The organism is Leifsonia sp. 563, from assembly GCF_040545055.1.
In the GTDB taxonomy this organism is placed as follows: domain Bacteria; phylum Actinomycetota; class Actinomycetes; order Actinomycetales; family Microbacteriaceae; genus Leifsonia.
In genome coordinates this window covers 1,299,022-1,322,339 of the sequence record NZ_JBEPLE010000001.1, presented here as the reverse complement: position 1 = coordinate 1,322,339, position 23,318 = coordinate 1,299,022, and the positions used below count along the sequence as shown (strand labels likewise).

At 70.7% G+C, this 23,318-nt stretch carries 28 protein-coding genes; 22 read left to right on the top strand and 6 right to left on the bottom strand.

The window, feature by feature from the left end:
• The first annotated feature begins 78 nt into the window (after nt 1-78).
• Together ABIC47_RS06395 and ABIC47_RS06390 are read left to right on the top strand one after the other, a co-directional pair.
• A complete protein-coding gene (locus ABIC47_RS06395) occupies nt 79-1,395 on the top strand; it encodes an ATP-dependent DNA helicase (protein WP_018188982.1) in 1,317 nt (438 codons plus the stop codon).
• 37 nt (nt 1,396-1,432) lie between these two features.
• Entirely contained in the window at nt 1,433-1,786 is a 354-nt protein-coding gene (locus tag ABIC47_RS06390; RefSeq protein ID WP_018188981.1) for an FHA domain-containing protein, read from the top strand.
• Nucleotides 1,787-1,851: 65 nt separating this feature from the next.
• Here the strand turns inward: ABIC47_RS06390 and ABIC47_RS06385 are convergent, their stop codons facing one another.
• Both ABIC47_RS06385 and ABIC47_RS06380 read right to left on the bottom strand, forming a co-directional pair.
• Nucleotides 1,852-2,394 (bottom strand): hypothetical protein, encoded by a 543-nt coding sequence (locus ABIC47_RS06385; protein WP_354478426.1) that lies wholly within the window; start codon nt 2,392-2,394, stop codon nt 1,852-1,854.
• Between the two features lie 29 nt (nt 2,395-2,423).
• Nucleotides 2,424-2,837 carry a DUF4383 domain-containing protein gene (locus tag ABIC47_RS06380; protein ID WP_018188979.1) on the bottom strand — a complete coding sequence of 138 codons (414 nt, stop codon included), beginning with the start codon at nt 2,835-2,837 and terminating at the stop codon, nt 2,424-2,426.
• 164 nt (nt 2,838-3,001) lie between these two features.
• Here ABIC47_RS06380 and ABIC47_RS06375 point away from each other — a divergent pair, with 164 nt between their 5' ends.
• The gene (locus ABIC47_RS06375; protein ID WP_354478423.1) at nt 3,002-4,270 is read left to right on the top strand and encodes a serine hydrolase domain-containing protein; all 1,269 of its coding nucleotides are present in this window, start codon (nt 3,002-3,004) and stop codon (nt 4,268-4,270) included.
• Nucleotides 4,271-4,288: 18 nt separating this feature from the next.
• Here the strand turns inward: ABIC47_RS06375 and ABIC47_RS06370 are convergent, their stop codons facing one another.
• The 4 genes from ABIC47_RS06370 to flgN are packed head-to-tail and all read right to left on the bottom strand — an operon-like array spanning nt 4,289 to nt 7,477.
• Nucleotides 4,289-4,672 (bottom strand): flagellar assembly protein FliW, encoded by a 384-nt coding sequence (locus ABIC47_RS06370; RefSeq protein ID WP_018188977.1) that lies wholly within the window; start codon nt 4,670-4,672, stop codon nt 4,289-4,291.
• A complete protein-coding gene (gene flgL / locus ABIC47_RS06365; RefSeq protein ID WP_331272597.1) occupies nt 4,669-5,541 on the bottom strand; it encodes a flagellar hook-associated protein FlgL in 873 nt (290 codons plus the stop codon). Before flgL ends, ABIC47_RS06370 begins: the two co-directional genes overlap by 4 nt.
• Before the next feature lie 15 nt (nt 5,542-5,556).
• Nucleotides 5,557-6,981: a flagellar hook-associated protein FlgK gene (gene flgK, locus ABIC47_RS06360; protein ID WP_354478419.1), complete on the bottom strand. Its 1,425-nt coding sequence runs from the start codon at nt 6,979-6,981 to the stop codon at nt 5,557-5,559.
• A gap of 4 nt (nt 6,982-6,985) precedes the next feature.
• Nucleotides 6,986-7,477, bottom strand: coding sequence for a flagellar export chaperone FlgN (flgN, locus tag ABIC47_RS06355; protein ID WP_354478416.1), 492 nt, complete (start codon nt 7,475-7,477; stop codon nt 6,986-6,988).
• Between the two features lie 387 nt (nt 7,478-7,864).
• Between flgN and ABIC47_RS06350 the strand changes: the two genes are divergently transcribed.
• The 19 genes from ABIC47_RS06350 to ABIC47_RS06260 all read left to right on the top strand — a co-directional run bounded on the left by ABIC47_RS06350 (nt 7,865) and on the right by ABIC47_RS06260 (nt 23,309).
• Nucleotides 7,865-8,677, top strand: a complete 813-nt coding sequence (locus ABIC47_RS06350; protein ID WP_020076221.1) for a sigma-70 family RNA polymerase sigma factor — start codon at nt 7,865-7,867, stop codon at nt 8,675-8,677.
• A gap of 155 nt (nt 8,678-8,832) precedes the next feature.
• Nucleotides 8,833-9,669 carry a flagellin N-terminal helical domain-containing protein gene (locus tag ABIC47_RS06345; protein WP_026306982.1) on the top strand — a complete coding sequence of 279 codons (837 nt, stop codon included), beginning with the start codon at nt 8,833-8,835 and terminating at the stop codon, nt 9,667-9,669.
• Between the two features lie 116 nt (nt 9,670-9,785).
• Entirely contained in the window at nt 9,786-11,174 is a 1,389-nt protein-coding gene (gene fliD / locus ABIC47_RS06340) for a flagellar filament capping protein FliD (RefSeq protein ID WP_354478412.1), read from the top strand.
• The gene (locus tag ABIC47_RS06335; RefSeq protein ID WP_018188970.1) at nt 11,171-11,602 is read left to right on the top strand and encodes a flagellar export chaperone FliS; all 432 of its coding nucleotides are present in this window, start codon (nt 11,171-11,173) and stop codon (nt 11,600-11,602) included. Before fliD ends, ABIC47_RS06335 begins: the two co-directional genes overlap by 4 nt.
• Before the next feature lie 4 nt (nt 11,603-11,606).
• Nucleotides 11,607-11,939: a hypothetical protein gene (locus ABIC47_RS06330; RefSeq protein WP_354478408.1), complete on the top strand. Its 333-nt coding sequence runs from the start codon at nt 11,607-11,609 to the stop codon at nt 11,937-11,939.
• A gap of 359 nt (nt 11,940-12,298) precedes the next feature.
• A complete protein-coding gene (gene flgB / locus ABIC47_RS06325; RefSeq protein WP_018188968.1) occupies nt 12,299-12,640 on the top strand; it encodes a flagellar basal body rod protein FlgB in 342 nt (113 codons plus the stop codon).
• A 28-nt stretch (nt 12,641-12,668) separates the two neighbouring features.
• Nucleotides 12,669-13,061, top strand: a complete 393-nt coding sequence (locus ABIC47_RS06320; protein ID WP_020076224.1) for a flagellar basal body rod protein FlgC — start codon at nt 12,669-12,671, stop codon at nt 13,059-13,061.
• Entirely contained in the window at nt 13,061-13,366 is a 306-nt protein-coding gene (fliE, locus tag ABIC47_RS06315; RefSeq protein ID WP_018188966.1) for a flagellar hook-basal body complex protein FliE, read from the top strand. The genes ABIC47_RS06320 and fliE overlap by 1 nt, the downstream gene beginning before the upstream one ends.
• Entirely contained in the window at nt 13,366-14,967 is a 1,602-nt protein-coding gene (fliF, locus tag ABIC47_RS06310) for a flagellar basal-body MS-ring/collar protein FliF (protein WP_020076226.1), read from the top strand. The genes fliE and fliF overlap by 1 nt, the downstream gene beginning before the upstream one ends.
• The gene (fliG, locus tag ABIC47_RS06305; protein WP_020076227.1) at nt 14,964-15,974 is read left to right on the top strand and encodes a flagellar motor switch protein FliG; all 1,011 of its coding nucleotides are present in this window, start codon (nt 14,964-14,966) and stop codon (nt 15,972-15,974) included. The genes fliF and fliG overlap by 4 nt, the downstream gene beginning before the upstream one ends.
• Complete coding sequence (locus ABIC47_RS06300) at nt 15,964-16,572, top strand: FliH/SctL family protein (RefSeq protein WP_354478402.1); 609 nt, start codon at nt 15,964-15,966, stop codon at nt 16,570-16,572. The genes fliG and ABIC47_RS06300 overlap by 11 nt, the downstream gene beginning before the upstream one ends.
• Nucleotides 16,569-17,897, top strand: coding sequence for a FliI/YscN family ATPase (locus ABIC47_RS06295; RefSeq protein ID WP_354478399.1), 1,329 nt, complete (start codon nt 16,569-16,571; stop codon nt 17,895-17,897). The genes ABIC47_RS06300 and ABIC47_RS06295 overlap by 4 nt, the downstream gene beginning before the upstream one ends.
• Nucleotides 17,897-18,331, top strand: coding sequence for a hypothetical protein (locus tag ABIC47_RS06290; protein WP_354478397.1), 435 nt, complete (start codon nt 17,897-17,899; stop codon nt 18,329-18,331). Before ABIC47_RS06295 ends, ABIC47_RS06290 begins: the two co-directional genes overlap by 1 nt.
• Nucleotides 18,328-19,020: a C40 family peptidase gene (locus ABIC47_RS06285; protein ID WP_354478394.1), complete on the top strand. Its 693-nt coding sequence runs from the start codon at nt 18,328-18,330 to the stop codon at nt 19,018-19,020. Before ABIC47_RS06290 ends, ABIC47_RS06285 begins: the two co-directional genes overlap by 4 nt.
• Nucleotides 19,017-20,507: a flagellar hook-length control protein FliK gene (locus tag ABIC47_RS06280; protein ID WP_354478391.1), complete on the top strand. Its 1,491-nt coding sequence runs from the start codon at nt 19,017-19,019 to the stop codon at nt 20,505-20,507. Before ABIC47_RS06285 ends, ABIC47_RS06280 begins: the two co-directional genes overlap by 4 nt.
• A 12-nt stretch (nt 20,508-20,519) precedes the next feature.
• Complete coding sequence (locus tag ABIC47_RS06275) at nt 20,520-20,981, top strand: flagellar hook assembly protein FlgD (RefSeq protein WP_354478388.1); 462 nt, start codon at nt 20,520-20,522, stop codon at nt 20,979-20,981.
• A 31-nt stretch (nt 20,982-21,012) separates the two neighbouring features.
• Nucleotides 21,013-22,185 carry a flagellar hook protein FlgE gene (locus ABIC47_RS06270; protein WP_089879265.1) on the top strand — a complete coding sequence of 391 codons (1,173 nt, stop codon included), beginning with the start codon at nt 21,013-21,015 and terminating at the stop codon, nt 22,183-22,185.
• 120 nt (nt 22,186-22,305) lie between these two features.
• Nucleotides 22,306-22,650, top strand: a complete 345-nt coding sequence (locus ABIC47_RS06265; RefSeq protein ID WP_089879263.1) for an ArsR/SmtB family transcription factor — start codon at nt 22,306-22,308, stop codon at nt 22,648-22,650.
• Nucleotides 22,647-23,309 carry a cation efflux transmembrane domain-containing protein gene (locus ABIC47_RS06260; protein WP_354478383.1) on the top strand — a complete coding sequence of 221 codons (663 nt, stop codon included), beginning with the start codon at nt 22,647-22,649 and terminating at the stop codon, nt 23,307-23,309. Before ABIC47_RS06265 ends, ABIC47_RS06260 begins: the two co-directional genes overlap by 4 nt.
• Nucleotides 23,310-23,318: the final 9 nt, after the last annotated feature.

Genomic DNA, 23,318 nt, shown 5'->3' with positions numbered 1-23,318 from the left:
TCCTGTGGATGAGCGGCTCCGGGGAGCTGCGCCGGGTTAGAGTAGTCCGGCAGGTCGGGCGACACGGAAGGGGCGGGGATGGGCCGGCTTTCCCTCTCGCCGGAGCAGCAGGCGGTGTTCGAGCTCATCGAGCACACCCGCGAGCATGTCTTCGTGACCGGCCGTGCCGGCACAGGCAAGTCGACGCTTCTCAACCACCTCTCGTGGAACACCGAGAAGTCGCTCGTCATCGCGGCACCGACGGGTGTCGCCGCGCTCAATGTCGGCGGCCAGACCATCCACTCGCTGTTCCGGCTGCCGATCGGCGTCATCGCCGACCACGCCATCGACCAGAGCGCCGAGCTGCGCAAGCTGCTGAACAGCATCGACACGCTCGTCATCGACGAGGTCTCGATGGTGAACGCCGACCTGATGGATGCGGTGGATCGCAGCCTGCGCCAGGCACGTCAGCGGGCGGGCGAGCCGTTCGGCGGCGTCCAGGTCGTGCTGTTCGGCGATCCGTACCAGCTCGCCCCGGTTCCCGGCGACCGCGAGGAGCGCGCCTACTTCGCCGACACCTACCGCTCGATGTGGTTCTTCGACGCGCGCGTCTGGCAGGAGACCGATCTGCGCATCGTCGAGCTGCTGCAGGTGCACCGCCAGCACGAATCCGACTTCCGGTTCATGCTCAACGCCGTGCGCCACGGACAGGTCACCAAGGAGATCGCCGACCGGTTGAACGAGGTCGGCGCGCGCCCGGCGCCCGACGACGGCACCATCACCCTCGCCACCCGCAACGACACGGTCAACCGCATCAACGCGCAGGCGCTGGAGCGCCTCCCGGGCCGTGCCCTCACCGCGAAGGCGGAGGTCAGCGGTGACTTCGGCGGACGCAATTTCCCGGCCGACGAGTCGCTCGAGCTCAAGGTGGGCGCCCAGGTGATGTTCCTGCGCAACGACGTGGGCCAGGGCGACGGGCCGCGCTGGGTGAACGGCACCATCGGCACGGTCACGCGCATCGACTCCAACGTCTACGTGGATGTCGACGGCGAGGTGCACGAGGTCGAGCCGGCGATCTGGGAGAAGTTCAAGTACACCTGGTCGCCCGAGACGAAGAAGCTGACGAAGGACGTCGTGGCGGAGTTCACGCAGTTCCCGCTGCGGCTGGCGTGGGCCGTCACCATTCACAAGTCGCAGGGCAAGACCTACGACGCGGCGATCGTCGATCTCGGGACGCGCGCGTTCACCTCGGGGCAGACGTACGTCGCCCTGAGCAGGATCACGACGCTCGACGGGCTGTACCTGACGCGACCGCTGCGGCCGAGCGACATCACCGTCGACCCGGATGTGGAGCGCTTCATGCGCGACGCCCGGCCGGTGACGATCCCGGTCGCGGGTGCCCAGCAGGCCGGATGAGACGAGTGCTGACGATGCATCAGGGGAGGGGTCGGACGTGGCGGTGACCTTCGTGCTGGACTTCAGCGACGGACAGCACATCGAGACGAGCGGCAACGGCGTGATCGGGCGCAACCCGGCCGTCCACACGCCGGGGACGGAGATGGACGACCCCGGTCACGTGCAGCTGATCACGATCCAGGACGACGTGAAGTCGGTGTCGCGAGCGCATCTGGCGTTCGGTCAGTACGACGGCGTGTTCTGGGTGATGGACCTGGGCTCCGCCAACGGCACCACGATCACCTACCCGGGCGAAGGCACGTTCGCGTGCGACCCGAAGACGCGGCACGAGGTCGACCCGGGGTCGATCGTGCGGTTCGGCGCCGAGTCGTTCGCACTGACCCGCCGCTGACGCGTCGCTGACCCGCCGCTGACGCGTCGCTGACCCGGCCGCGCGGGAGCGTGCCCGGCGCGTCCTCAGTGGTGGTGATGCACCGTGACGGCGGCGATGCCCGCGTCGGTGAGCCCGAGCGCCGGGATGGTGACGGCGCAGACCGCGCAGGCGCTCAGCACGAGCGCGAGGAAGAAGCGCAGTCCGCCCTGGTCGGGTCGGGCCTTGCCGGCGCGGATGACGACCGCTGCGGTGGCTGCGACGGCGACATCCAGCAGGGAGGCCGCGCCCATCGGAATGAGCGGGAGCGCGATGACCGTGCCGCCGGTCGCCGTTGCTCCGACGATGGCGAGCGCCGCCCAGAGACCGACCGGGAGGAGGGCCAGCGCGGGGACGAGGCGGAACGCCGGAGGACGATCGCGCGCGAGGGTCGCGGCCGCCCATCCCAGCTCCGCCACGGCGAGCAGGAGGAAGGCCGCCAGCAGAGCAGGGGGTGCGCTGGGGGCGAGTGCCGCGTGAAGCAGCCCCGCCCCCAGAGCGGCCACGGCGAGGAAGGCGCGGGTCGCCGAGCCCACCGCGACGGCCGTGGTGGCCGAGGCGGCGGGGGCGACCCGCAGCGTTCCTGTCATCCTGCTCATGGGAGCCGTGGCCCCGCCGGTCAGGCGGCGGCCGTCGTGGCGCGCGTTCCGCGGTCGGCACCGAGGCCGGTTCCGAGGAGGACGATCGCGCTCACCAGGTGGAGGAAGTGGTCGGGGGTGTTCAGCGCGAGGATGTTCGCGTCGGTGCCCACCAGGAAGAAGCCCACGATACCGAGCAGCAGGTAGACCGCCCCGACCGTGATGTTGACGGCCTTCGCGGCCGCAACGCGGGTCAGGCCGGCGATCAGCAGAGCGGCGCCGATGAGGAGGTGGGCGATGTTGTGCAGCGGGTTCACTTCGAAGATGCCCAGCAGCAGACCGCCCTTGGTGGCGACGAATCCGACGCCTCCGGTGACAGCGAAGCCGAGCAGCCCGACGAGCAGATAGACCGCTCCGAAGATGGTGGCAACAAGGCGGTTCGGAGATGTGCGCATTGTTCGTTCCTTCCGTAGGACGGCGCACGGACGCGCGCCTCACTTGTCCATTCGCAGCATCGGCCCGATCGGATTGCGGCCACAGCCCCTTGCGCGTCCGTTCCGTTTCTGCCGCACGTTACAATCGCTGGACACGCAGGGCCGACACCCCGGGAGTTTCATCGATGCGACGTCACACGAAGTTCGGGCGGATCGCGCTCGCCGCGACAGCCGGACTCGTGGCGCTGGTCCTCTCGGCCTGCACCTCGACGGCGGGCGCGAAGCTCCCTGAGCAGCAGAAGGGCGGGTTCTCCGCGGACGTCGAGAAGCGGCTCTCGTCAGCGGTCACCGACGCGATGACGCTCGCCGACGCCTCCGCCGGCTTCGCCGGGGTGTGGGCGCCCTGGTCCGGGACCTGGACCACCGCGCAGGGGACGACCACGCGTGGAGGCTCCAAGCCGGTCAGCGAGGATATGCGCTTCCGTATCGGGCAGAACACCACGCCGATGACCTGCACGGTGCTGCTGCAGCTCGTCGACGACGGAGAGGTGGGGCTCGACGACCCGCTCACCAAGTGGCTTCCCGGACTGGTCGGGGTCGAGGGCGTCACCCTGCGCGAGCTCTGCCAGAACACCTCCGGCATCGGCGACTACCTGGCGCAGCTCAACCCGGAGTTCATCATGAACCCGACGCGGCAGTGGCCCCCGCTGGAGCTGGCCAGCGACGGGATCGCGATGCAGCGCTACGGCAACCCCGGCGAGAAGTGGGGTCGCTCGTCCACGAACGCCGTGCTCCTGGGGATGGCCCTCCAGAACGCGACGAGTCGCAGCTGGCACGACCTCTACAAGCAGTACATCTTCGACAAGCTCGGGATGACGGCGAGCTCCCTGCCCGAGAGCTCGCAGTTCTCGGTGCCCGGGCCGCATCCCACTGGTTATTCGGTGGGGCTGGATGGGGCGGGCGCCATCGTCTGCGAGCCGATGCGCGATGTGAGCAGCATGTCGCCGTCCCAGGGCTGGACCTCGGCCGGAGTCGTCTCCAACGTCACCGACCTGAAGGCGTTCGGCCAGGCGCTCGCATCGGGGAGCCTCCTGAGCGAGAAGTCGCGCAAAGCGCAGGCCGACGGGATCGTGATCGGCCAGTCGTGGGAGAGCTACGGGCTCGGGATGCAGATGCTCGGCCCGCTGCGGGGCAGCAGCGGCGCGGTTCCCGGGTATCTGTCCGCGATGTACACGGACCCGGCGTCCGGCTTGACGATCGTCGTCGCGCTCAACAACTCCACGCCGGGGCCGGGCTTCGCCCAGCTCCTGGCCCAGCGGCTCGCCTCCATCGTCTCCAAGACGCCGGCCAAGGAGAAGGGCGCGAAGGTCGTCGCTTCCCTGCCCTGGTCCGAGCAGCAGGCGGTCGACGGGATGACCAAGTCGGCACCCTGCCCGGCCAAGAAGGTCGGATAGGCGGCGAACGCGGGCCGGTTACGCTCCTGCGAGAGCCGCCAGCTCGGCGCGCACCGGGAAGGCGTCGTCGTCGAGCACCAGCTGGAGAGCCGAGCCGGTCGCTCGGTTGACGATCACCGGGGCCAGCAGGTTGACCGTGCTGCCCTCGGGCGACGGCGTGACCACGACGAGGAGCAGTGCGTCTGCGGCCTCGGCGATGCCGAGTTCGGCGGCACGGTCGTCCGGCAGCTCCGGGGAGTAGCCGGGCAGGTGGCGCTCGGCGTCGATGGTGAACAGCCGGATCTCGGGCCGCTCGATCGAGGCGAGCGTGTACAGCCCGTCGGCGCCGGCGACCGGGTCGAGGTCGAACGCATCCAGGGGCTCGAGTCCGGGCGGCGGGGTGAGGAAGCGGACGGCGCTCATCGGAGGAAGTCCATCAGCGTCGGCTGGAGCACGCGGGCCGTGACGGCGATCGCGGTCTGGTAGTTCACATCCTGCGTCTTCAGGTCGAGGATCACCTTGCTCAGGTCGACGTCCTCCAGGGAGGAGCGCTGACCCTCCAGCGCGTTGGCTCCGACGGCGAGCGTGTCCTTCGCCTTGTCGATGCGGGTCTGCCGACCGCCGACCTCCGCGTGCTCTCCCACGATCGCCTTCATCCTGTCGTCGATCTCCGCGAGGCGCGGGGTGACGTTCACACCCGTGCGGAGGTCGTTCACGGTGTTGTCGATCAGCGCGAACACCGACGACGCGCCGGTTCCGAAGACCGCGGCGCCGTCCGCATCCACCCGCACCGTGGTGTCGGGGCCGATCCTGCGCTCCACTGTACTTCCCGCCGTCCCGGTGAACGAGTAGTCGGGCTGGAAGGCGACGCCGGCGTCCGAGTTGCCCGCGAACACCGTGCGGCCGAGGTAGGTGGTGTTGGCGAGCGAGAGGAGGCTCTTCTTGAGTCCGTCGAGTTCCGTCGCGATCGACTCCTTCGCCTCGGGCGACATGGCGCCGTCGTTCGCGCCCTGCAGCGTGAGGTCGCGGACGCGGCGCATGAGCGTCTCGACCGATGTCAGGGCCGAGTCGGCGGTGGTCAGCCAGGCGTCGCCGTTGCCGACGTTGCGCTGATACTGGGCGGTGGCCGCGGCGTCCGACCGCACTCCCATGGCGCTCGCCGTGGCGGTGGGGTCGTCCGACGGCTTGTTCAGCAGCCGTCGGCTGGTGGCCTGGTCGTACAGCTGCGCCTGGCGCTGCAGACTGAGCTGCAGGTTGCGCTGGGCGTTGAGGGTCTGGGTGGCGTTGGTCACGCGGCTGATCACGGTTTATCTCCCGACGAGTCCGGTGTGGTTGATGAGCACATCGAGGGCCTCGTCCACGGCGGTCATCACGCGCGCGGCGCCCTGGTAGGCGTGCTGGAAGGACAGCATGTTCATGTTCTCCTCGTCGAGGTCGACGGAGGAGCCGGCGAGCTGGGCGTTCGTCGCGGCACTGCTCGCGAGGTCGGCGAGGTCCGACTGCTGCTTCTCGGTGCGGCTGGCGACGCCGACGCGAACGACGAAGGACGACCACTGCTTGTCGACGGCGTTCGCTCCGGTGCCGAGCTGGCTGATCGCGTCGGCGATGCTGCCGTCGGTGCCACCCGCTCCCGGGGTGCCCGTGGCGATCTGGCCGACGCCGGTCGGCACGACGGAGAGGCCGAGCGCGGCCGGTTTCGTGGGGTCGATGGCGAAGAAGTCGAGGCCGGTGGCGCCGGTGGGGGTCGCCCCGGTGGAGTGGACGGCGTTGACGCGCTGGGCGAGCGTCACGGCGAACGCGTTGTAGCTGACGGCCGCTTCCGCGAGCACTCCCCCGGTGCCCGAGGCGTCGGCGGGGGCGAGCGTGGAGACGGCTCCGGCGATCGATCCGCCCTCGAGCGCGATCGCCGCGCCCGGCCGGTACGCCCACTCGAGGCGCGCCGGGTCGGCCGCGGCGTCCGCCATGCGGGAGGCGCCGGCCGCCTTCACGAGGTTGGTGCTGGTGCCGGAGACCAGCGCGTTTCCGCCGACCAGCACATCCACGGTGCCGTCGTCGTTCGGCCGGACCGCTCCCCCGGCGAGCTTGGCGATGGATGCGGTGAGCAGGTCGCGCCGGTCGAGCAGCTCGTTCGCCGACTGACCCGACGCCAGTGCGGAGCGGATGCGCCCGTTGAGGTCGGCGACGGCGGTCGCCGCGGTGTTCAGGTCGGAGGCCATGCCGTCCATCGACGCGCGGAGCGTGGTCCACTGGTCGTCGACCGACCGGTACCCGGTCTGCAGCTGGGTGACGAGGCTGCCCGCCTGCCCGAGCAGAACGCCGGCCGGCGCCTGCTCCCCCGCCTGGTTGGCGACGTCGCCCCAGGCCGACCAGAACTTCTGCAGCTGGGCCGAGAGGCCGTTGGTCCCCGGCTCGTTGAGAGACTGCTCGAGGGTCGCCAGGGCGTCGGCACGGGTGTTCGTGTACCCGGAGAGCGCGGTGGTCGTGCGCACCCGCGCATCCAGTGCGGCGTCGTCGAGGCGCTGGATGCCGTCGATCGTGACGCCCTGGCCCGGGCGGACGCCGCCGCTGAAGAGCCCGGCGGACGACAGCGCGGGCACGCCCGAGGTGGTCACGCGCTGCCGGGTGTAGCCCTGCGTGTTCGCGTTCACGAGGTTCTGGCCGACCACGTCGAGGCCCGCCTTGGCGGCGACCAGCCCGGTGTACGCGGTGTTCAGGCCGCTGAAGGTGCTCATCCGGTCAGGCCTCCGTGTCGAAGAAGCGCGCGGTGTCGCCCGCCTGGCCCGTGCCGCCTGCTCCGTACACGCCCGGGTCGTCGCCGGCGCCCGAGAGCGAGCTCAGCGTCTCCTGCGTGGAGCGGGCGGCCTCCCGGAGCAGGCGCTCGTTGGTGTCGCGCACCTCGGCGATCTGCGCGGTCAGCTCGGTCATGGCCGCGAGGTGCGACCCGAAGATGTCGGACCAGATGCCGTCGGGGGCGGCGGTGGCGAGCTCACGGAGGGTCGCATCCTGACCGAGGCCCCACTCCTCCGCCAGCGCGGCGACCTCGACCGTTCGCGCGAGGCCGACGGCGCGCATCCGCTCGATGACCTGCTCGACCTCACGGGTGGCGTGCGAGATCCACCGCGACTTGCCCGCGATGAGCAGCAGCTGCTCCTCCTCCAGCTTGAACAGCAGGAGCTCGAGGAGCTCGCGTTCCTTCCAGAGCTGCGCAGAGAGTTCGTTCGCGGCCATGTCGCTACCAACTTCCTCGTGAGTCGATGTGCGCACCTGGTCTCCTCGGGTTCCGAAGGCGGTGGATGTGTTCCGCCACCCCAGACCATCGGCACGCTTGCGCCCGATGTTAGGCGCGCGATCACCCCGGCGAGAGGCACGACCTACCGCTTTTCGGGGTGCTGTCAGTATTCCCCGTACTGGGGGTACTCACTGCCCCGTAATGGGGACAGAAAGCATGCAATCTGAACAGTCTCGAATTGTTACCGTGAACAGCGGAAGACTCCTAGCACCTCGCTCGGCACCCGACCCAGCCCGAGCGTCCACCGCACCGCCCGAGTACCCGCGACACCCTCCCCGAAAGAGGTCGACGCGCGGTACCCGTCCGATGAAGAGGGGTCGCCCAGCGTGAACCGGAACGAACGCAACACGCTCGTCGTGGAGAACCTGCCGCTCGTCGGCTATCTGGTCTCCGACCTGTGCTCCCGCGCCACCCACCTGTCGCGCGACGACCTGGCCTCGGCCGGCGCCGTCGCCCTCGTGCAGGCGGCCGACGCGTACGACGCCACCACGGGCGTCCCGTTCGGCGCATACGCCCGCACCCGCATCCTCGGCGCACTCGCCGACGAGCTGCGCGCATCCGACTGGGCCACACGTTCCGCGCGCAAACGCATCAAGGAGACCCTCGCGGTGCAGGAGAGCCTGACCTCGGCCCTCGGGAGGAAGCCCAGCGTCGACGAGATCGCCGGTGCGCTCGGCGTCGACCGCGAGACGGCCGCTGCCGGCCTCGCCGACGCCTCCCGCACGGTGACCGCGCTCGACGAGACCATCGAGCCGCTGCTCGTCTCGGAGACCGTCGGCCCCGAGGACTCCCTGCTGGCCGACGAGCAGACCGCCTACGTGCGTGCTGCGGTCGCCGCTCTTCCCGACCGGATGCGATCCATCGTCGAGGCCATCTACTTCGACGACCGCACGGTGACCGAGATCGCGGAGGAGCTGGGGATCACCCACTCGGCCGTGTCGCAGCAGCGTTCGGAGGCCATCCGCCTCATGCGCGAGGGCATGGCCACCCACTACGCCGACGAGGGAGACCCCGTCGTCATCGAGGCGAAGACCTCGCAGGCCCGGCGCAGCGCCTATCTGGCGCGTCTCGCGCAGCACGCGGTCGCGGGCGTCTCGCGCCTCTCCCCCACGTCCCCGAGCTCTGCCCGGGCGTCCTGAGCCATCAGCTCCTGACTTTTTCCGCCTGAATCGGCCGAAATGCGCGAAAAAGTCAGGAGCGGATTGCTGCTAACGGGACGGACAAGACAGCCGATAGAGGCTGATGCGGACCACGGAAGGGCCGCGAACCACCACCCAGTCATGGAGGAAACATCATGGGTATGCAGATCAACACCAACATCGCGGCGAACAACGCCTACCGCAACCTGAACAACACGCAGAGCGACCTCTCGAAGTCGCTCGAGAAGCTGTCCAGCGGCCTCCGCATCAACCGTGCGGCGGACGACGCGGCGGGCCTCGCCATCTCGGAGGGCCTGAAGTCGCAGGTCGGCGGTCTGACCGTCGCCGCCCGCAACGCTCAGGACGGCATCAGCGTCGTGCAGACCGCTGAAGGTTCGCTCACCGAGGTCCACTCCATCCTGCAGCGCATGCGCGACCTCGCGGTGCAGGGCGGTAACGACTCGAACAACACCACCTCGCGTGCGGCCATCAAGACCGAGGCGGACGAGCTCGGCAAGGAGCTCGACCGCATCACGCAGGGCACGAACTTCAACGGGATCGACCTGCTCAAGGGCGGCTCGCTGAACTTCCAGGTGGGCGCAGGCTCGACGGCGAACGACACCATCGCGGTCGGCCTGGCCGATGTCGCCACCTCCGTCGGCACCCTCGGGGGCGCCACCGGCGCGACCGGGTTCGACGTCAGCACCAACGCTGCCGCGAACACGACCATCACGGCGATCGACACCGCGATCACCGCGATCTCGACCGCTCGCTCGGAGCTCGGCGCCTCGCAGAACCGCTTCGAGTCCGCTGTCCGCAGCCTGAACGTCTCGAAGGAGAACCTCTCGGCCGCGTCCAGCCGCATCACCGACACCGACATGGCGGAGGAGATGGTGAAGTACACCCGCTCCAACATCCTGTCGCAGGCCGGCACTGCGATGCTCGCTCAGGCGAACCAGTCCAACCAGGGCGTCCTGCAGCTGCTCCGCTGATCGGGCCCGGCGGCCGGGGCGTAGTCCCCAAAGCGTGCCCCGGCCGCCGCACCACCCCGCACCACCCCGCACCACCGCACCACCCCGAACCACCGTCGTAGGAGGGAGACCACCGCATGGGCATGGCGATCGACGGGCTCATCAGCGGCCTGCAGACGACGGATCTGATCAACAGCCTGATGCAGGCGGAGGCGATTCCGCAGACGCTGCTCAAGAACAAGGTCACCGACTCCACCAACTTCATCTCGGCGATGCAGGCGCTCAACTCGAAGGTCGCCGCGCTCGCCGACTCCGCCGCGAAGCTGGCGAAGCCCGCCGGCACCGACCTGCACACGGCGAGCACCAGCTCCACCACGGTCACCGCCACCGCCGGCACGGGCGCCGTGGACGGCACCATCGACTTCACGGTCGACCGCCTCGCGCAGTCGCAGGTCACCGTGACCGGGCCGCTGACCGAGTGGCCGGACCAGCCGCCGACCCTCACCTTCGTCGCCGCCGACGGCACGACCAAGCAGATCACCGCCGCCAGCTCGTCGCTCGCCGATGTCGCCGCCGCCATCAACCAGGCCGGCGCGGGTGTCAGCGCGACACGGGTCGCCGCGGGTCTCGACCCGGCGACCGGGCAGCAGTTGTACCGCCTGCAGCTCAGCTCCACGAAGACCGGAGCCGCGGCCGCCTTCACGGCCTATCGCGGGACGGCGGCGGATGTCGCGGCCGGCACCGCCACGAACATCCTGTCGGACGCGGGCTCGTCGCAGGTGCGACAGGCGCAGGACGCCCAGCTCACCCTCTGGGCCGGCACCGGCGCCGCGCAGACCGTGACCAGCGCGACCAACAGCTTCGCCGACGTGCTCCCCGGCGTGACCGTCTCGGTGACCGCCGCGTCCACCTCACCCGTGACCCTGACGGTCGCGCGCGACGACAAGAGCATCTCCGCGGCGGCCGGCTCGCTGGCGACCGCCGTCAACGACATCCTCACGTACATCGGCCAGAAGCAGGCCGTCTCGACCTCGACCGACGCCGCGGGCGGCACGGTCGTCACAGGAGGCGTGTTCACGGGCGAGTCGTCGGTGCGCGATGTCAACCAAAAGCTGGTGGATGCGGTGATCGCCCCGATCGGCGGCGTCTCCCCCTCGACCTACGGCATCAGCATCACGCGGGACGGCGCCGTCACCTTCGACCAGGACGTCTTCGCCACGGCGATGGCCGCCGACCCCGACGCGGTGAAGACCGCCGTCGCCACGATCGCCCAGCGCGTCGCGGACGCGGCCACCGACGCCAGCGACACGTACACCGGCTCGATCTCGCTCAAGATCAAGGGCGAGCAGTCCACGGTCAAGAGCCTCAACGACCAGATCACCGATTGGGACGGCCGTCTCGCCGACCGCCGCGCGACCCTCGAGAAGACGTACGCCAACCTCGAAGTGCAGCTCCAGCAGCTGCAGTCCCAGTCGTCGTGGCTCACCGGCCAGCTGTCCTCCCTCCCGTCTGCGAGCGCATCATGAACGTCCTCACCTCCGCGGCCGCGAAGCTCTCGGCCTACAACCGCGACAGCGTCCTCTCCGCGAGCCCGGCACGACTCCTCACGATGCTGTACGACCGGCTCCTGCTCGACCTCACCCGCGGCGAGGCCGCGCTCACGGCCGAGCAGTGGCCGACCGCCTGGGAGAACCTGCGGCACGCCGACCAGATCGTGGCCGAGCTCGCGGGGACGCTGCGGGTGGAGCTGTGGGACGGCGCCGAGGGTCTGCTGCAGCTGTACGGCTACCTGGCGGATCTCATCGTCGGCGGGATGATCGAGCGCGACCCGGCGAAGGTGCGCGAGGCCATCGAGCTCGCCGAGCCCCTGCGCCGGACCTGGCACGAGGCCGCGGCGCTGCTGCCGGCGGCCGCCACCACGACGGAAGCGGACCGTGACCTCGGCGTCGCCTGACGACGTGTCGCGCGACCTGCCCGAGGTCGCTCCGGAGGCCGCTCCGGAGCTCGCTTCCGAGGCCGCCGCCTGGGCCGAAGCGCTCGATCGCATGGAAGACGAGCTGCACGGCGCGCTCGCACAGGTGGACCCGGTCCCCTGGCGTCCGCCGATCGCGCTTGGCCCGATCCCACCGGAGCTGCAGGAACGTGCGACGCGTCTCCTGGAGGCGCAGTTGCACACCATCCGCTACCTCGAGGACGTGCGTCAGACGACCGCGCGGCACCTCGCGGCGGTGCGTTCTGTACCCCGGTCCGAGGTCGGCGCGCACCCGGTCTACTTCGACCTGATCGGCTGACTCCCCATAGCAGTTCTCCACCTGTGGATAACTCTGTGCAGAATCAGTGGATGAGAGCACGAATCGTGTGGAGGACACGCGCGAGATGTGTGCACTCTCAGATTCCCAGGTTTGTGAAACTGCCTCTGACCTGCGATTTCGCTCGGATTCTGTGACGATCGAACACCCCTTCGAAACCACACCGGTGTAATTCACATCGGGGTACACGCTGTGGATGACGGTGTGGGAAATCGCTCGGCGAACACGCCCGGGATGTCGTCCCTAACGGGCGGGGGAGAGCTGCCGATAGCTCCTTTCGAGCACGGATCGCTCATCGACTTGGCCACGGATGGGCCGCCCCACGACCCAGGAGTGCAGCTGTGCTCGAATCCGTGACCAGCGCCGCCCTCGCGAGCGCCCTCGACGGCCTCGCCGCGCGCCAACGCGCCATCGCGAACAACATCGCCAACGTCAACACCCCCGGCTACACGGCCGAGCGCGTGTCGTTCGAGGACGCTCTCGCCGCCTCCGTCGCCGACCACGACGGGCACGCAGCCGCGACGACCGCCCGGTCGCTGGAGCCGACGCGGCTCGACGGGAACAACGTCAACCTCGACACCGAGACGCTCTCGAACGTCGACACGGTGCTGCGCTTCCAGTTCGCCTCGCAAGCCGCAGGCGGGCAGTTCTCGGCCATCCGCGCCGCCCTGAAGACCAGCTGAGCCAGGACATCGACGAGAGGAGCACGACATGACCTTCGACGCCATCGGAATCGCCGGGACGGGGCTGAACCTGCACCGCCACTGGCTGGACGCCATCTCCGACAACCTGGCCAACATCAACACCGCGAAGCCGACCAACGGTGCTGCGTTCCAGGCGCGCTACGTGGTCGCGCAGGAGGGCGAAGGCGTCTCCGGCGTCTACGTCGCCGGCGCCGCCCTCGGAAGTGCCGAGGGACGCATGGTCTACGAGCCGGACAACCCCGTCGCCGACGAGAAGGGGTACGTGCGGTACCCCGACATCGACCTGTCCGAGCAGATGGGCTCGCTGATCATGGCGCAGCGCGGCTACCAGGCCAACGCGGCCGTCGTCGACCGCGCCAAGGAGACCTACCAGGCGGCGCTCCAGATCGGGAGGAACTGATGCCCATTCCCGCGATCGGAGCGCTCTCCGGCATCGACGCCACCGCCGGGGTCTCAGCGACCCAGCAGACCGGCGGCACCGGGGGAGCCGCCTTCGGCAACGCCCTCACCGGGGCGATCGACGACCTGCAGGGCCTGCAGGGCACGAGCGACCGCCTGGCGATCCAGGCCGTCACCGGCAACCTCGACGACATCCATAACGCGACGCTCGCATCCACGCGCGCCCAGGTCACCCTGGAGCTCGTCGCCGGCGTCCGGAACAAGGCGGTCGACGCCTTCAACGAGATCATGCGGATGCAGGCCTGATGCCTCAGCAGGTGACCAGCTTCTTCCGGCGGATCGGCGACTCGATCCGCGGCTTCTCCGTGGCCCAGCGGGTGATCGCCCTCATCGGTGTCGCGGTCGTCGCGCTCGGCGCGACGGGTCTCGCCCTGTGGGCGTCGCAGCCGTCGTACACGCCGCTGTTCTCCGGCGTCGCGGCGTCGGACGCCTCCGCGATCGTCGACCAGCTCCGCACGGACGGGGTGCCGTACCAGCTCACGGACGGCGGCTCGACCATCCTCGTCCCGCAGGAGAAGGTCTACGACGAACGGCTCAAGGCCGCTTCGGCGGGCCTTCCGGCCTCCACCACCGGCGGGTACTCGCTGCTCGACAAGATGGGCGTGACCTCGTCCGAGTTCCAGCAGAACGTCACCTACAAGCGCGCGATGGAGGGGGAGCTCGGCAACACCATCGCCGCCATGAAGGGCGTCAAGGCGGCGTCGGTGCGCCTCGCCATCCCGGAGGAGACGGTCTTCGCGTCCGAGAAGAAGGACCCGACCGCGTCGGTGTTCGTGGAGACGCAGAGCGGGGTGACCCTCAGCGCCGACCAGGTGCAGGCCATCGTGCACCTGACCAGCGCCGCCGTTCCGGGCATGAAGCCGACGGACGTCGCCGTGGTGGATGCCGACGGCACCGTGCTCAGCACGGTCGGCGGGGGCGCGACCGGGGGAGCGGACAAGCAGGCCAGCGACTATGAGACCCGCGTGAAGTCCGCTGTGCAGGAGATGCTCGACAAGGTCGTGGGCCCGGGAAACGCGACCGTCGCCGTCGCCGCCGATGTGAGCACCGAGAGCGCCCAGCGCACGGAGGAGTCGTATACGGCCCCGACGGATGCGCCGTCACTCAGCGAGACGACCCAGAAGGAGACCTACACGGGCTCCGGCGGCAGCAACGCCGGGGTGCTCGGACCCGACAACATCGCGGTCCCGAACGGCACCAACGGCAACGGCACCTTCAACTCCGAGTCGAGCACGAAGGACAACGCGGTCGACAAGGTCACCGAGCAGCGGACCATCCCGGCCGGTGCGATAAACCGGCAGACCGTCTCCGTCGCCCTGAACTCGGATGCCGTGGGGGATGTCAGCGCCAACGAGATCCGCAATCTGGTCAACGCGGCCGCCGGCATCGATGTGAAGCGCGGCGACGCGGTCAGCGTCGAGATGGTGCCGTTCAGCAAGACCGGTGCGACCGAGGCGGCCAAGGCGCTGCAGGAGGCCAAGGATGCCGCTGCGGCCGACCAGCTCAGCAGCATCATCCGGACCTCCGTCATCGCGGCGGCGATCGTCGCCGCGGCCATCATCGCGTTCCTCCTGTTCCGCCGCGGCCGGCGCCGAGCGGCCGAGACGGCGGCGCTCGCCGAAGACGCCGACACGCTGGCCCTCGACGCAGCGGCCTTCCCGATCGCGCTGGAGCAGGCCGCGCCGACGGTGCCGATGCAGCTCGACCCGCTTCCCGACCCGACGCCCGACCCGGCCGAGGTGGAGGCCGACCGCCGTCGCGCCGAGATCGAGGCGCTCGCCGAGCGCGACCCGCAGCGCACGGCGGAGTTCCTCCGCAGCCTCATGGATGACAGGGCGGGCGTATGAGCACCGCTCTGACCGGCGCGCAGAAGGTCGCCGTCGTGCTGATGAACATGGATCAGCAGCGCGCGGCCCAGGTGATGAAGCAGTTCTCCGACGAGGAGGCCGACGAGATCACCGCCGAGATCCTGCGGCTGCGCCGAGTGGATCCGGGGGTCGCCGAGAAGGCGCTCAACGAGTTCCACGACCTGGCGACCCGCGGTGCGGTGACCACGCGCGGTGGGCGGGATATCGCGGTCGGACTGCTGGAGGCGTCGTTCGGCGCCGAACGGGCGACCGGCGTGCTCAACAGGGTCGCATCCAATCTGGCCGGGAAGCAGTTCGAGTTCCTCGACGCGGTGGAGCCGGCGCAGGTGCAGATGCTGCTCGCCGGGGAGCTGCCGCAGACCAGCGCGCTCGTGCTCGCGCACCTGCGGGCCGATCACGCGTCCCGCGTGCTCGCCGGGCTGGATGACACGGCGCGTACCGAGGTCGCCCACGCCATCGCCACGATGGGATCGCCCAGCCCCGACGCCGTGCGGGTCGTCGCCGAGACGCTCAAGCAGCGGGCCAGCGCGGTCGTGTCGTCGCGGGCGGCGTCCGACGCCGTCGGGGGAGTGCAGCCGCTCGTCGACATCATCAACCGCTCCGATGCGGCCACCGAGAAGGCCCTGCTGGAGGCGCTCGAGCAGCGCGACCCGCAGCTCGCCGAAGAGGTGCGGTCGCGGATGCTCACGTTCGACGACATCGTCCGGCTCGAGTCGCGCGACGTTCAGCAGGTGCTGCGCGGCGTCGACGCGGCTGTTCTGGCGGTCGCGATGAAGGGCGCGTCGGAGGCGGTCAGCGAGATCATCACCACCAACCTGTCGGAGCGCAACCGCGAGATCCTCGAGGACGAGGTGCGCATCCTGGGTCCGGTCCGCGTCTCGCAGGTGGAGGACGCTCGCGCCGAGATCGTGCGGGCCATCCGCGACCTGGAGGCGACCGGCGCGATCACCGTGCAGCGCGGGGACGAGGACGCATATGTCGAATGACGCCGCCGTCGCGCGCGATTTCGCGCCGCTGACCGTCCCGGTGCTGGCCGAGACGGAGCACGAGCGCGCCGCCATGACGTCCGCCCGTTCCCGCGGCTACGCGGCCGGCTTCGCCGAGGGGCGCCGGGCGGCCGCACGCGAGCAGGCGGAGTGGGTCGACCGGGCGGACGCCGCACGTGCCGCCGAGTCGGCGGAGGCCGCCGAACAGGTCGCGGTGCTCGCGCGGGCGCTGCGCACGGCGGCCGTCGAGCTGCGGGAGGCGACCGTTCCGGTGCTCGCCGACGCCGAGTCCGCGCTGGTGGATGCGGCGTTCGAGCTGGCGACGGCCGTCGTCGGTGTCGCGCTGAAGGACCGGGTCACCGCCGCCCGCGCTGCCGTCGGACGTGTGCTGTCCGCAGCGCCGGGCGGTGTCGTGCCGGTGGTCCGCCTCCATCCAGATGACGTCGCCGCCCTCCGCGTGGCCGGGGCCGAGGAGGACCTGCAACTGATCGCCGACCCGACGCTCGCGCCGGGCGACGCCATCGGCGAGCTCCCGCACGGCTGGCTGGATGCGCGCATCCACGCCGCGCTCGACCGGGCGAAGGAGGCCCTGTCGTGAGCGCGGTGCTGAGCCCGGTCATCGGCGGTCGCTGGGATGCGGCCGTGGCGGCCGCACAGGTCGAGACCGTCGGCCGGGTCAGCGCCGTGGTGGGTCTCGGCGCCGAACTCGAGGGCGTTCCCGCCGCCATCGGCGACGTCGTGGTCATCGGGGACGAACCCGGGGTGCACGCCGAGGTCGTGGCGACGACCGCCGACCGCGTCCGCGTGATGCCGTACGGCCCGTTGACCGGTGTGGCCGCCGGTGCCCCCGCACGCGCCGTGCGCGCCCCGCTGCTCGTTCCGACCGGGCGGGGGATGCTCGGCCGCGTCATCGACGCGCTCGGCCGCCCTGTCGATGGCCGGGGGCCGATCGAGGCGGACGGCTTCGTCGCGCTCGGTAACCGCGCACCCGACGCGATGCGCCGCGCGCGCATCCTGCAGCCCATCGGCCTGGGCGTCCGCGTGCTCGACACGATGGTGACCACCGGCCGCGGCCAGCGCCTGGGCCTGTTCGCCGGCTCGGGCGTCGGCAAGTCGTCGCTGCTCTCGATGATCGCGCGGGGGACAGACGCCCAGGTGTCGGTCATCGCGCTGGTGGGGGAGCGCGGGCGCGAGGTGCGAGAGTTCCTCGAAGACGACCTCGGCCCCGAAGGCCTTGCACGCTCGGTCGTGATCGTGGCGACCTCGGACGAACCGGCCGTCATGCGCCTGCGTGCGGCGTTCGCGGCGACCCGCATCGCCGAGGCGTTCCGCGACGAGGGCGCCGACGTCGTGCTGATGATGGACTCCCTGACCCGTGTCGCCATGGCGCAGCGCGAGATCGGCCTGTCGGCCGGAGAGCCGCCCGCGACGCGCGGCTACCCGCCGTCGACGTTCTCGCTGCTCGCGCAACTGCTCGAGCGGGCGGGGACCGGCGAGACCGGCTCGATCACGGGTCTGTACACCGTGCTCGTGGACGGCGACGACCACAACGAGCCGATCGCCGACGCGGCGCGCTCCATCCTCGACGGTCACGTCGTGCTCGACCGCAGGCTCTCGGTGGTCGGGCACTTCCCGTCGGTGGATGTGCTGGGCTCGGTCTCCCGTCTCGCCTCACGCGTGACGACCCCCGAGCAGCGCGCGGCGGCGATCGCCCTGCGCAGCGTGCTGGCCGCCAAGGTCGCGGCACAGGACCTGCTCGACGTCGGCGCCTACAAGCCGGGGACCAATCCGAAGGTGGATGCGGCGGTCGCCAACGCCGACGCCATCGACGCGTTCCTGCGCCAGGGAATCGGCGAACCGGCCCCGTCGGCGGAGTCGTGGGCCCGGTTGCAGGCACTCATCGGGATGCTGGGAGGCGTGTGATGGCACGAGCATTCGCACTGGCCGGTCTGCTGCGGCTTCGGCAGATCGAGAAGGAGCACGCCGCGAGCGACCTCGCCGCGGCCAACGCCCTCCGGCGGGATGCGGGGGAGCGGCAGGCGCGCGCCATCGCCGCGCTGCACGCCGTGCCCGCGGAGGCGACCGATGCGGGGACGCTCTTCGCCATGGCGGCCGCGCGCGCATCCAGCCGCAGCATGCTCGCGGACCTGTCGGCGCTCGCCGCGGAACGCGAAGCCGACGCGGCCGCTGCTCAGGAGGCGTTCACCGAGGCCAAGAAGCGCGCGGTCGGGCTGGAGAAGCTGGAGAACCGCCACCGCGCCGAGGTCGTCGCCGGCGAACTGAGCGCCGAGCAGTCGGCCATCGACGAGATGGCCACCGGCGCGTGGCAGCGCGCGCGAGAAGGGGGAGAGGCATGACCGTCACGGACGCCATCGGGCGCATCGCGCAGATCCAGGCGACGCTGGTGCAGCTGGAGAACCCGGCGAAGACGGCGGGTGCCGGGTCGGCAACGTCCGCTTCCGGAACGTCGGGGGCGTCGGCAACGTCGGCCACGGACTTCGCTGCTGCGCTGTCCGGCGCGCTCGGTGCGACGAGCGGCACCGGGTCGCCGACGGGCGCCGATGTCGTCGCGGACGCCAAGAAGTACCTCGGCGTTCCCTACGTCTTCGGCGGCACCAGCGCCTCCGGGCTCGACTGCTCCGGGCTGGTGCAGCGCGTGTTCAAGGATCTCGGTATCGACGTTCCGCGCCTCGTCTCCGGACAGTCGACCGTCGGCACCGAGGTGCCGTCGCTCGCTCAGGCGCAGCCGGGCGACCTCATCGTCACCAACGGCGGCGAGCACATCGTCATCTACGCGGGAGACGGCAAGGTCATCCACGCTCCGAGCGAAGGGCGCAACGTCAGCCTGGTGGACAACTGGATGAGCGACTCCGACATCGTCACGATCCGGCGGGTGGTTCCGCAGGCGGCGCCGGCGAGTGCGGCTCCGGCTGCGGCGCTGGCGGGGCTCGGTGGCTTTGCGTCGTCGGCGTCGTCCGCGTCGTCCGCTCAAGCGGACATGATGCGCTCGCTGTTCGCGTCACTGGTGCAGGGAGGCTCCCTGTGAGCCCGGCTACGGTCACCTCCGCTCCGACCGCTGCGCCGTCCACGGCAGCCCGGCCCGGCTCCGGCGCGACGAAGGGTTCCGGCGACGCGTTCGACGCCTTCCTGCAGGGCGCGGTGGATGCCACCCCGCGGGATGCGCACGGCGGATCGCGGCCGAAGGCGGCGCGCGAGCACGACCGGAGTGTGGACAAGCCGGATGCGGCGGGGGCCGCCGCCGCGCGAGACACTGCTCGACCGGCGCAGACCGCGGGCGCGGACGGCCCGAAGGACGCTGCCGCCGAGACGGACGGCCCGTCAGCGGGTGCCGCAACGACCGGCACGGAGACTCCGTCTTCGTCGACCGCCCCGACGCAGACCGCCACCACGGTTCCGGGTCTCCCGGCCGCTACGACGGACGCCGCAACGTCCCCCGTCGTGACCGCGGCCGCCGCATCCACACCGGCCGCCGCATCCCCGATCGCCGCCACCCCGACCGTCGGTGGCCCATCCGTCGGGGCGCCTTCCGCTGTGGCCCAGACCGTCGACGCGCCGGCCGCCGCGCCTCAATCCGCCGCGCCGACGCCCCCGGTCCGCGCCGCCCCGGCCTCGACCAGCGACATCACGTCACCACTCGACCCGAATTCGAGCACCGAGTCACCGCTCGTGGCGGCCGTCGCGGTCGCGAACGCGGGGGAGAGCGGAGAGGCGGGTGCTCCTTCGCGGCCGGGCCGCGGCACGAGCGGCCCCGCTGCCGCCTCGCGCGTGGATTCGGGCGAGGCTGGTGCTGCCCCGGCTCCGACAACGGGGACCGGCGGAGCGGCGACCGCGCCCGCGGCACCGGCGGCAGGTGCCCAGGCCGCAGCCGTTCCGACGACGCCTCCCCTTTCCCCGCAGACCGCGGCCGTCGGAGCGTCGGCCGAGGCTGCGTCGTCCGCAGCCGCGGCGCCCACCGCATCCACTCGTCCCGAGTCGCCGAAGGCCGACCCGATCGCCGCACCGACGGCCGCCCCGCAGCCGCTGCCCGGTCTCGACCGCGCTCCGATCGCGCAATCGGTCGCCGCTCCCGCTGCCCCCGCACCGCAGGCCACGCTGGGCGCGCAGCTCGCTCGCCCGGTGTTCACGCTCGCGGCGGCCGGCGCCGGCGAGCACGTCATGACCGTGCACGTCACCCCGGACACGCTCGGGCCGGTGACGGTCCGTGCGCACGTCGGCGGCGAGGGCGTCCGCGTCGAGCTGTTCGCGCCGACGGATGCCGGGCGGGATGCGCTGCGCGCCATCCTCCCGGACCTGCGCCGTGACCTCGGCGGCGCGGGCCTCACCGGGACGCTCGACCTGTCGTCCCAGAACCAGCCGGCGCCGCAGCACGACGCACCGGGCGGCGGTCGTCACGGCGTACCCGAGGGACGCCCGACCGCACCGCGGGCCTCCTCCGAGGGCGTCGCATCCCCCCGATCCACCCTGTCCGCGCCCGCGGACGGGTCCGCTCACACCATCGACCTGATCGTCTAGAAGGGAGCCACCGTGGCCGTCGACCCCATCACCGGAGCAGACACCGCCTCCACGGGCGGCATCTACTCCACCCCGCCGACGCGGACGCCGAAGCAGTCGCTCGACAGCGAGGCCTTCATGCAGCTGCTGGTCACCCAGCTCCGCAACCAGGACCCCAGCTCGCCGATGGACACCAACCAGATGATCGCCCAGACGACGCAGCTGGCCATGATGGAGAAGCTCACCAACATGGACACGACCGCGCAGGAGGGTTTCGCCCTCCAGATGCGGCAGGCCGCGGCCGCGCTCATCGGTCACACCGTGAGCTACCTCGACAAGAACGGCGACACCCAGACCGGGCTCGCCTCGTCCGTCTCCTACGCCGGCGCCGTCCCGATCGTCACGGTCGGCGATCAGAAGCTCGCCCTCGACGCCATCCTCGGCGTGGTCACCCCTGCCCCAGCCGGCTCGGGCACCACGACGCCGACCGCCTGACCTCACGCACCTTCCTCAGAAAGGAAACGCCATGCTCCGCTCGCTCTACTCCGGAATCTCCGGCCTCCGCTCGCACCAGACCATGCTGGATGTGACGGGCAACAACATCGCCAACGTCAACACGACCGCATTCAAGTCGTCCGCCGTGCAGTTCCAGGACACCCTGTCGCAGCTGGTGCAGGGCGCCGGCGCGCCGCAGGGCCAGACCGGTGGAACGAACCCGGCCCAGATCGGCCTCGGCGTGCTCGTCGCGGGCATCTCCACGAACTTCACGCAGGGCGCCGCCCAGGCGACGGGTCGCTCCACCGACATCATGATCAACGGCGACGGCTTCTTCGTCATGAAGGTCGGCGGCGAGACCGTCTACACGCGCGCAGGGTCGCTCGACCCCGACGCGCTGGGCCGTCTGGTCGGCCCGGGCGGTGCCATCCTGCAGGGGTGGAACGCCGTCAACGGCGTCATCCAGCAGGGCGGCGCGCTGAGCGATATCACCATCCCGCTGAAGGCGGTCACTCCCGCCGCGGCCACGACGACCTCGAACGTCACCGGGAATCTGCCCTCCGACGCCGCGGTCGGCGACCAGCTGGTGCGCGACATCTCCGTGTACGACGCCAACGGCACCGCCCGGAAGCTCACCCTCACCTTCACCAAGACCGGCACCGGCTGGGATGTGGCGGGCGCCGACGCCGCGGGAGCGACAGGAAACAGCACGCTCACCTTCACCAACGGCGTCCTCACCGGCGGCGGCGCGCTCACCGTCGGCGGCGTCGCGGTCAACCTGAGCGCGGTCACCGGGTACTCCGGCATCACCACGGTCGCCTTCAAGGACCAGAACGGCCGTGCGGCGGGAACCCTCGAGTCGTTCACCCTCGACAAGGACGGCACCATCACCGGCCTCTTCTCGAACGGCGACAAGCAGGCCGTCGGCCGCATCGCGCTCGCCACGTTCGTGAACCCGGGCGGCCTCGAGAAGGGCGGCGGGTCCACCTACCGCGCCACGGTCAACTCGGGCGCGGCTCAGCTCGGCGGCCCCGGCGAGGACGGTCTCGGCCAGCTGCAGGGCGGCTCGCTCGAGATGTCGAACGTCGACCTCTCGCAGGAGTTCACCAACCTGATCGTCGCGCAGCGCGGCTTCCAGGCGAACGCCCGCATCATCACGACCTCCGACGAGGTGCTGCAGGAGCTCACCAACCTCAAGCGCTGACCGCGTCGAAACGGAGGGGATCCGGCGGACGATCGGCCGGATCCCTCCGTTTCGTGCATCCGGTCCTGACCCTCGCTGCCTCACTGCGATTAATACAGCGTTTGCTTTACTATCGGTGTCATGACGATCGTCGCTCCTGCCGCCACCGTCACACACACGGCTGCACTGGCCCGCTTCGGCCATGCGCTCTCGGACCCGACGAGAGTCGGCATCCTGCTCGCGTTGCGTGAGGCCCCGGCGTTTCCCTCCGACCTCGCCGAGGCGCTCGGCGTCTCTCGGCAGGTCATGTCGAATCAACTCGCGTGTCTGCGCGGGTGCGGGTTGGTCGAGGCCATCCCGGAAGGGCGGCGCACCTGGTATCGGCTGGCTGACGGGCACATCGCGCCCGCCCTGCAGGAACTGCTTCGGGTGACGCTGTTCGTCGAGCCCGGATGCTGCGCCGGCGAGGAGTGTCACTGCGCATGACCGCAACCGTCTCCGTTGACCGCGCCACCCTCCTGCAGCGCCGGATCCGCTGGATCGTCGGCGCGACGATCGGCTACAACCTGGTCGAGGCCGTCGTCGCGATCGCCGCGGGCAGCGCCGCCTCGTCCTCAGCTCTGATCGGATTCGGACTGGACTCGACGATCGAAGTCCTCTCCGCCGCGGCGGTCGCCTGGCAGTTCACGCGCCGAGACCCGGGACGCTGGGAGAAGCCCACCCTGCGGGTGATAGCGGTCGCGTTCTTCGCCCTCGCCGCCTACGTCACGGTCAGTGCGCTCGTGACCCTGGTCGCTCACGTCGAGGTCCATCATTCGCCGGTCGGAATCGTCCTCACCGCGCTGAGCGTGGTCGTCATGCCGTTCCTGTCGTTCGCGGAACGTCGCGCGGGTCGCGAGCTGGGATCCGCGACCGCCGTCGCCGACTCCAAACAGACGCTGATCTGCACCTACCTGTCGGTCGCCGTCCTCCTCGGACTCCTGCTGAACAGCCTGTTCGGCTGGTGGTGGGCCGACCCGCTCGCCAGTCTCGTCATTGCGGCCTTCGCCGTTCGTGAGGGCGTCGAAGCCTGGAAAGGCGATGCCTGCGCGACGTCCGTCGGAATGCTGCTCGAAGACGACCACGAGGACGAACACCACCTCTAGCCGCTGACG